Origin of the sequence: Acidaminococcus sp., from assembly GCF_050873445.1 — a bacterium.
Taxonomy (GTDB): Bacteria; Bacillota; Negativicutes; order Acidaminococcales; family Acidaminococcaceae; genus Acidaminococcus.
This window is the reverse complement of record NZ_JBNMIU010000014.1, coordinates 32,463-40,802: the sequence shown is the minus strand read 5'-3', so window position 1 is coordinate 40,802 and position 8,340 is coordinate 32,463. Positions and strand designations below refer to the sequence as shown.

The following is an 8,340-nucleotide window of genomic DNA, read 5'->3' as shown; positions in this document are numbered from 1 at the left end:
TACAATGAGCAAAGGATTAAGGAAAGATTAGGTTGGAAGAGTCCTGTCCAATACAGACTCTCGCAACAGGCTGCATAAAAAAGTAACGAGATGGCACAACCATCTCGTTACTAAGGTCTAACTTTTTGGGGTCACATCAAATTTACAGGATAGCTCTTTTTTGATGTGTTATAATGTTCCATAATAAGCTCCATTCTATATATAGATGAAAGCTTATAAAAATAGTAATTATTTAAAAACAATTAAATTAAGCTTATAATAATACGTTTTTCCTTTCTTTTCAATAGACAAATGATTTCTTGGAATAGAATCTATTCTTTTTTGAACTGTATTTCGAGCTTTTCCTGTAATTTTCACCAATTCGGAAATTGTTATTCCGCGTCCATAAAAGAAAGAGGCTTGTAATAGAATAAAGTAGATATGATTCAATAAAACATCACTAAGTTCGAAAGCATCAATTTTCTTTTTATACTTTTTCAATTGATCATGTTTTCTCTTTAGTAGACTAATTGTATCCTCAATGGTTCCAAGTACAATTTGCAAAAAGCCAATAATAAACGGCGTTAAATCACCACGATTGATCTCACTATCAGCTTCGGCAAAAAGTTGGTAGTATTTGGCTTTGTTGCGTTTTATATATACTGATAATCGCAAGCCGAGAAGTTTGTGGAATCCTTTCTTCAGAAAATAGGACGTGATAAAACGATCAGTCCGTCCGTTTCCATCATAAAAAGGATGAATATATGCGAAGAAATAATGGAATAGTCCCAACCGTACCAATAATGGAAAATCAGAAGAATGTAATAGCTGCAGTGCAGACTCCATTGTTTTTATGATTTTCTCTTCAGGGTATATTCCACGATGAATAATCTTACCTGTCCCTGATTCTATATCAACAGGGTCTTTACGAAAAATTTTGCCATCCAAAGCATGCTCAGGATTTTCCTTTGCAATTTCATTGTGAGTAAAATCATCATAAAAGTTACGGACATCCTGGCAACTATCAAAAGGAATCTCGACATTGTCCATTAAACTAGCATACTTATTTACAATGCTCTCCAAGCGATTGGATCTGGTCACATTTCCGTCTAAGATATCGCGTATTTCTTTGCGTGTACTATGAACTCCTTCGATGTCATTAGTGGACTTTACCTCATTCAGGATACTGAGTAAAGTAAATTGATTCAAAATAACAGGTGGAACGCTATTGACCAGATATAAAAAACGCTCATAAGCAGAATAAATCTTCTCAGTATACAAGGCGTATTCTTTCGTATAATACAAAAAAGCAGGGAATGCCAATGGGCGATGATATTGTTTGATGTTAATACCGAGATGAAAAGTAAAAGGCGCATCATATCGGTTGCGGTATACGTTCTCATACGCATCTGGGGATTTATAGTATATTTTCGTTAACGTTGCAGTTTCCATAGGATTCGGTCCTTTAATGAAATTCGATTTCAAAATTAGCATTTTTTAAAATCAAAGGAATGATTCAATTTCCAAAAAAGCATTTTTTAAAATTAAATAGTATACACATATTCTACTAAATAAATTGGTAAAAATAAAATACTTTATTTCCGGATGCTTTTAAAGAGTTAAACAGGCGGCCATAGAGAAAAAGAGCTTTCCAAACATGCGAAAGTTATGGAGACTCTAGATGGCCGTAAAATTCTATTTTCCCAAGCCTCATCAGCCCTGGCAGAGAGGAACCGTGGAAGAATTAAGGAGGAATCAATGATGACTACGATCAGAGAAGCCCGGCTCCGTGCCGGGCTTACACAACAGGCGATGTCGGATCGCTTTGAAATCGGTCTTAGGACAATTAAGGACTGGGAAGCAGGTACACATCACCCTCCCAAATGGGCGGAGCGGCTTGTTATCAGAGAGCTGGAACAAATTGCCATCATTAGGCTGGCGGCAGAAGAACGGCAGAAAGCTTCCGGGAATAAATAGGAAATGCGGTAGTTACGAAAGTATGGTTCTTCGTGACCACCGCATTTTTACTTAGTTTATTGTATATATTGGAATCAGCCCTAAATCCGTGGTAAAATATACTGTATCATTATGTTCAAAATGAGAGGAGACAACAGGGTGACCAAAGTTTTCATTTCCGCAGGGGAAGCTTCCGGCGATTTGCATGCCGCTGCGCTGACCCGTGCCATCCTGCAGCAGGACCCCACGGCCCAGGTCTTTGGCATGGGCGGAGAGGCCCTGGCCGCAGCCGGTGGTGAAGTGGTGTTCAACTATAAAGAATACAGCGTCATGGGCTTCGTGGAAGTGGTGAAAGCCCTGCCCCGGCTGTTTGGTCTGAAAAAGGCTTTCTGCCGGCTGATGGAAGAGCGGCGGCCCGACGTGTTCGTTACCGTGGACTATCCTGATTTCAATATGCGGGCGGCCAGAGAAGCCAAAGCCCTGGGTATTCCGGTGTTTTCCTACATCCCGCCGTCCGCCTGGGCATGGCGCCGGGGAAGAGCCAAAATGGTGGCCGGACTGTGTACGAAAGTGGCCTGTATCTACCCCTTTGCCGCCAAAGTCTACAGAGAGGCCGGTGCCCCGGTGGAATTCGTGGGGAATCCGCTGGTGGATATCGTCCAGCCGGAAATGAGCCCCCAGGAGGCGGAAGCCTTCATCGGCAGGCGGCCCGGCCGTCCGGTGGTCCTGCTGCTGCCCGGCAGCCGGGTAAAAGAAATCACCGGGGTGCTGCCGGTGATGCTCCAGGCCCTGCCTCTTATCAGGAAACAGCAGCCCCATGTGGATTTCATCCTTCAGAAGGCCCCTTCCATTGAACGGAGCCTGCTGGATTCCATCCTGGCCCGGTCTTCTGAACCGGTACGGGTGGTGGAGGGCCACAACTACGATGTGATGGCTGCCTCTGATGTGGCCCTGGCTACCAGCGGCACTGTCACCCTGGAAGCCGCTCTCTGCGGCCTGCCCAGCGTGATCTGCTACTGCGCCAGTGCCCTGAGCATTTTCCTTGCCAGACATCTGGTCTATGTGAAATACATCGGCCTGCCCAATATCCTGGCCGGAAAGGAAATCCTTCCGGAACTGATCCAGGAAAACATGACCCCTGAACGCATGGCGTCCTCGGTACTAGCCTTCCTGGAACCGGAAGGCGCCGCAAAAGTACGTCGCGAGCTGCAGCAGGCGGTGGCCAAGCTGGGGAAATCCGGCGCGGTGGACCGTACGGCAGCCCTCATCCTTGAAACAGCAAAGGAGAAAGAATGAACCTGTATCTGCGCATCCTGAAATTCATCAAACCATACCTGCCCCGTCTGGCACTGGCAGGGGTCTGTACGGTGCTTACTTCGGCCGCCAACCTGTACGTTCCCTGGATCGTCCGGGACGTGATCGACAAGGTATTCATTAACAACGACAGCGATCTGCTGAACCTGATCGCCGTGGGTATCGTGGTGATCTTCTTCGCCCGCGGCATTACCTACTACGGCCAGAACTACCTGATGAACTACGTAGGTGAAAGCGTGGTCATCGACATCCGGGGCCTGGTATTCAAGAAGATGATGGAACTGGATACCCGGTTCTACGATACCAACAAACTGGGAACCATCATGAGCTACGTGACCAACGACGTACAGGCCATGCAGTCTGCCATGGTGGACAACTCTGTGGAAATCATCACGGAAACGTCCGTACTCATCGGTTCCATCTGCGCCATGGTGTATCTGGACTGGAAACTGACCCTGTTTGCATTCTGCACCTTCCCGGTGGTACTGTTCTTCATGGATTTCTTCGGCAAGAAGATCCGCAAGACCGGCCACCGGATCCAGCAGGCCACGGCCGACATCACCTCCGTGCTGCAGGAAACTCTGTCCTCCAGCCGGGTAGTGAAATCCTTCGTACGGGAACCCTATGAAATCGCCCGGTTCGAACGGACCAACCGCCAGAATTTCGATGCCAACATGAAGAGCGTGCGGCTCATGGGCACCCTGTCCCCTGTCATTGAATTCATTGCCGCCCTGGGCGTGACGGCTATCATCTGGTTCGGCGGGCGGGGAGTACTCAGCGGCGACATCACTGCCGGGTCCCTGATTGCCTTCCTGGTGTATGCTGTGAACATCTCCAACCCCATCAAGCGGATTGCCCGGGTGCTGGGGAATATCCAGAAGGCACTGGCTGCTGCCGACCGTGTATTCGGTATCCTGGACCTGGATGAAGAAATCCCTGAAAAGGCAGATGCCCTTGCCCTGCCTCCGGTAAAGGGCAAGGTAGAATTCCGGGATGTGTCTTTTTCCTACAATCCGGATGAACCCATCCTGAAGCACCTGGACTTCGAGGCAGAACCCGGCCAGGCCATTGCTCTGGTAGGGCCCAGCGGCGCCGGCAAATCCACCATCGCCAACCTGCTGCCCCGGTTCTATGATGTGACCGACGGAACCATTTTCATCGATGACCATGATATTCGGGACGTGACCGTTGCCTCCCTGCGGGAGCAGGTGGGCATTGTTCCACAGGAAACCAATCTGTTCAACGATACGGTATACAACAACATTCTGTACGGGCGGCTGGATGCCACAAGGGAAGAAGTGGTGGCGGCAGCCAAGGCGGCCAATGCCCATGAATTCATCATGCAGCTGCCCCAGGGGTATGATACCCATCTGGGCGACCGGGGCATCAATGTGTCCGGCGGTCAGCGCCAGCGCATTGCCATTGCCCGGGCCATCCTGAAGGATCCCCGGATCCTGATCCTGGACGAAGCCACCTCCGCCCTGGATACGGAAAGCGAACGGCTGGTGCAGGAAGCACTGGACCGGCTGATGGTCGGCCGTACGTCCTTCGTCATTGCCCACCGGCTGTCCACCATCCAGAACGCCAGCAAGATCCTGGTACTGGACCACGGCGAAATCGTGGAATCCGGTACCCACGAGGAACTGATGGCGCTCCATGGTCTGTATGCCCATCTGCATGATATCCAGTATCGGGAAAAACAGGAAGAGGAATTGGCCGATGCGGCCCCTGCTGCCGTCACTGAATGACCGGGAACGGCGGCCCTTTCCCAAGTCGAACAGTCGATAGCCCTATGAAAACGAGGTCAAAGCATGTATTATCTATATAATTTCCTGGCCACAGTCTTATTCATCTTCGTGATCCTGCCCTACTTCACCGTGCGGTATTTCCGGGAAAAAGGATTTCCCCGCCGCTTCCGGCAGAGCATGGGCTTTATCCGGGATGACGAGATTGCAGCCGTCGCCCATAAAAACTGCATCTGGATCCACGGTGCCTCTGTCGGGGAAATCGTGGCCACCAGCCCGTTAGTGAAAGAAATCCGCAAGACCATGCCCGATGCCAAGATCCTGGTATCCGCGGTGACCACCGGAGGTTACAACATGGCCCACCAGATCATTCCGGAAGCCGATGCCATCATCTACTTTCCCCTGGATCTGCCCTTTGTGTCCGAATCCTTCGTGAAGCGGATCATGCCCCGGATTTTCATGCCCGTGGAAACGGAACTGTGGCCCAACTTCCTGCGGGCCATCAAGCTGCGCCGCATCCCCGTCATGATGGTGAACGGCCGGATTTCCGACAAATCCGTGAAGAGCTATCGTTACCTGTTCGGCATCCTGGCCGACATGATGGGAAGTGTGACCCGGTTCTGCATGCAGTCCTCCATTGATGCGGAATACATCGCTCACCTGGGCGCCGAAAAACGCCGGATCTTTGTGACCGGCAACACCAAGTTCGACCAGACCTATGCGGAAGTGACACCCGCTGATCTGCAGCAGTACAAAGAGGAACTGGGCTTGGGGGATGATTATCCGGTAATCGTGGCCGGCAGCACCCATCCCACTGAAGAAGAGATCCTGTTCCAGAGCTTCCAGGGAATCCGGAAGGAATTCCCCAAAGCCCGCCTGATCATCGCTCCCCGGAAGCCGGGACGGATCCATGAAATCAGCAGGCTGGCAGAAAAATACGGCCTGAGCCTGGGCCTGCGTTCGGCCCTGAAGGCCATGAGCAATCCCCGGCCCCGGTATGAGGTGGTACTCATTGATACCATCGGCGAACTGGGCCGGATCTATGCCGTAGGGGATGCGGTGTTCGTGGGCGGCAGCCTCATCAAACACGGCGGTCACAATGTACTGGAACCGGCGGCCCATGCAAAACCCATCATCGTGGGACCCAGCATGTCCAACTTCAAGGATTCCTTCGCCCTCCTGAGCAAAGTGGGGGCCTGCGTCCAGATCAAAGACGGCAGGGAACTCACGGAAGAATTCCTGAAGATCTTCAAGGATGATGCTCTGCGCAAAAAGATGGGGGACGCTTCCCTTCAGGTCATCAAGGAAAACCGGGGGGCTGCGGTGCGGACCATCCAGTACCTCCAGGAACTGCTGAAGCTCACCGCTACCGAAAGCATGGTGAATACCCATTACAAAATCAATACCCGGAACATCAACGATGAAGTGAGCCCGCGCATGCGCCCTGGCGATGCCGTTACCCAGTACCTGATCCAGCTGTCCCACGGCGAGGACAACGGCATCCTGGACTGGTGCGTGCTGGCTTTTCTCCGTGTGCTGTCCGTGCTCTATGAGGCAGGCGTACGGCTGAAGCTGTTCTGCTACAACGCCGGCATCGTACCCCGCACCAAATTGGACTGCTGCGTCATCAGCATCGGCAATATCACTGTAGGCGGCACCGGCAAGACTCCTACCGCCCAGAAAGTGGCCCTGATGATCCAGAAGCTGGGGTACCGGGTGGTCATCCTGAACCGGGGCTATCGGTCCCACTGGGAAGAAAAGATCGGTGTGGTGTCCGACGGCAAGAAAATCTATATGACCGCCTATGAAGCCGGCGACGAGGCCTTCCTCATGGCCAAGCAGCTGCCCGGCATTCCGGTGGTCATCGGGAAGGAACGGGCCATTACCGGCCAGTTCGCCGTGGATAAATTCAAGGCGGAAGTCATCATCCTGGACGACGGTTATCAGCACTGGCAGCTGTACCGGGATCTGGATGTGGTGCTGGTGGATACCTTGAACATGTTCGGCAACGGCTGCATCCTGCCCCGGGGCACCCTGCGTGAACCCCTGAACAACTTGAGCCGGGCCGGCCTGTTCCTTCTGACAAAATGTGACCAGAGCTCGCCCATTTCCCGGGCTACCCTGTGTGACACCCTGCACAGATACGCTCCGGCAGCTCCCATTGCCGAAAGCATCCATAAACCCTGCGATTACATCGAGATTGCAGACTGGTATAAGAATGATACGTCCAAGGCCCTGCCCCTGGAGGCTCTGCGGGGGAAACATGTGATGGTCTTCTCGGCCATCGGCAACCCGTCCTCTTTTGAGCAGACCATGACGGCGGAAGGCCTGAACATCGTGGAAGCTATCCGCTACCCGGATCACCACGACTACGGCATGGTGGAAATGCAGTACATCATGGACCGGGCCATCAGCCGGGGCGTGAAAGCCCTGGTCACCACCGGGAAAGATGCTGTTAAGATCCCGACCGAGTTCATTTACCTCCATCGGGATGTGCCTCTCTATATCCTTGATATGGAAATTCAGATTACAAGCGGCGAAGAAGCTTTTGTGGATACCATTAAAGCCGCGATGAAAAAGGAGAAACCTGCGAAATGAAAGTACTATGTGTGATTCCGGCCCGTTACGGTTCGACCCGTCTGCCGGGCAAACCCCTGGCACTGATCCAGGGCAAACCGGTGATCCAGCGTGTGTATGAGCGTGCTTCTCTGGCCCGCATCCCTGACCAGGTACTGGTGGCCACCGATGATCAGCGCATCGCCGATGTGGTGACTGCCTTCGGCGGCAAGGCCGTCATGACCTCTGCCGACCATCCCAGCGGCACCGACCGTCTGGCCGAAGTGGCCCTGAACTACGAAGATGTAGATGTAATCGTCAACGTCCAGGGGGATGAACCCATGATCCCGCCCCAGGTCATCGATGATCTGGCTCACGCCTTCGAAGAGAATCCTGACCTGGAAATGGCTACCATGAAAACGGAAATGCAGCCGGAAGATTACCAGAACCCGAATGCGGTGAAGGTGGTCACTGATCAGAACGGCTATGCCCTGTATTTTTCCCGCAGCCTGATCCCCTATCCCCGCAACGAGGAACCGGAAGTGAAGGTGTGGAAGCACATCGGCATCTATGCCTATAAGCGGGATTTCTTGCTGAAATTTGCAGCACTCCTGCCCACGCCCCTGGAAAAGGTGGAAGGGCTGGAACAGCTGCGGGCCCTGGAAAACGGGGTCAAGATTAAGGTGCTGGCCACCGATTTCCAGGGTGTGGGTATCGATACCCGGGATGATCTGGAACGGGCCAACGAAATCTTCAGCAAACTGATCGCCGAAGGAAAGGAGCAGTAACC

Annotated in this window: 7 protein-coding genes and 1 pseudogene; 7 read left to right on the top strand and 1 reads right to left on the bottom strand. The window is 52.1% G+C overall.

Annotated elements, in window-relative coordinates; genetic code table 11:
* Nucleotides 1–78 (top strand): IS3 family transposase (locus tag ACR0QW_RS04060; RefSeq protein ID WP_432642436.1); only part of this gene is annotated, 78 nt, incomplete at its 5' end.
* A gap of 150 nt (nt 79–228) precedes the next feature.
* Here ACR0QW_RS04060 and ACR0QW_RS04055 read toward each other — a convergent pair.
* A complete protein-coding gene (locus tag ACR0QW_RS04055; RefSeq protein WP_432642435.1) occupies nt 229–1,431 on the bottom strand; it encodes a Fic family protein in 1,203 nt (400 codons plus the stop codon).
* A 183-nt stretch (nt 1,432–1,614) separates the two neighbouring features.
* Between ACR0QW_RS04055 and ACR0QW_RS04050 the strand changes: the two are divergent.
* The 6 genes and pseudogenes from ACR0QW_RS04050 to kdsB form a co-directional block, all read left to right on the top strand.
* Nucleotides 1,615–1,720: pseudogene (locus ACR0QW_RS04050) on the top strand (IS30 family transposase); the annotation flags it as partial.
* Between the two features lie 17 nt (nt 1,721–1,737).
* Nucleotides 1,738–1,956, top strand: coding sequence for a helix-turn-helix domain-containing protein (locus ACR0QW_RS04045; RefSeq protein ID WP_432642434.1), 219 nt, complete (start codon nt 1,738–1,740; stop codon nt 1,954–1,956).
* Nucleotides 1,957–2,094: 138 nt separating this feature from the next.
* Nucleotides 2,095–3,231 carry a lipid-A-disaccharide synthase gene (gene lpxB, locus ACR0QW_RS04040; RefSeq protein WP_432642433.1) on the top strand — a complete coding sequence of 379 codons (1,137 nt, stop codon included), beginning with the start codon at nt 2,095–2,097 and terminating at the stop codon, nt 3,229–3,231.
* A complete protein-coding gene (gene msbA, locus ACR0QW_RS04035; protein WP_432642432.1) occupies nt 3,228–4,997 on the top strand; it encodes a lipid A export permease/ATP-binding protein MsbA in 1,770 nt (589 codons plus the stop codon). Before lpxB ends, msbA begins: the two co-directional genes overlap by 4 nt.
* 63 nt (nt 4,998–5,060) lie before the next feature.
* Nucleotides 5,061–7,592, top strand: coding sequence for a tetraacyldisaccharide 4'-kinase (gene lpxK, locus ACR0QW_RS04030; protein ID WP_432642431.1), 2,532 nt, complete (start codon nt 5,061–5,063; stop codon nt 7,590–7,592).
* A complete protein-coding gene (gene kdsB, locus ACR0QW_RS04025) occupies nt 7,589–8,338 on the top strand; it encodes a 3-deoxy-manno-octulosonate cytidylyltransferase (protein ID WP_432642430.1) in 750 nt (249 codons plus the stop codon). Before lpxK ends, kdsB begins: the two co-directional genes overlap by 4 nt.
* Nucleotides 8,339–8,340: the final 2 nt, after the last annotated feature.

Coding starts and splice junctions, on each gene's coding strand:
- lpxK (WP_432642431.1), top strand. CDS start 5,061: ATGTATTATCTATATAATTTCCTGGCCACAGTCTTATTCATCTTCGTG.
- msbA (WP_432642432.1), top strand. CDS start 3,228: ATGAACCTGTATCTGCGCATCCTGAAATTCATCAAACCATACCTGCCC.
- ACR0QW_RS04055 (WP_432642435.1), bottom strand. CDS start 1,431: ATGGAAACTGCAACGTTAACGAAAATATACTATAAATCCCCAGATGCG.
- kdsB (WP_432642430.1), top strand. CDS start 7,589: ATGAAAGTACTATGTGTGATTCCGGCCCGTTACGGTTCGACCCGTCTG.
- ACR0QW_RS04045 (WP_432642434.1), top strand. CDS start 1,738: ATGATGACTACGATCAGAGAAGCCCGGCTCCGTGCCGGGCTTACACAA.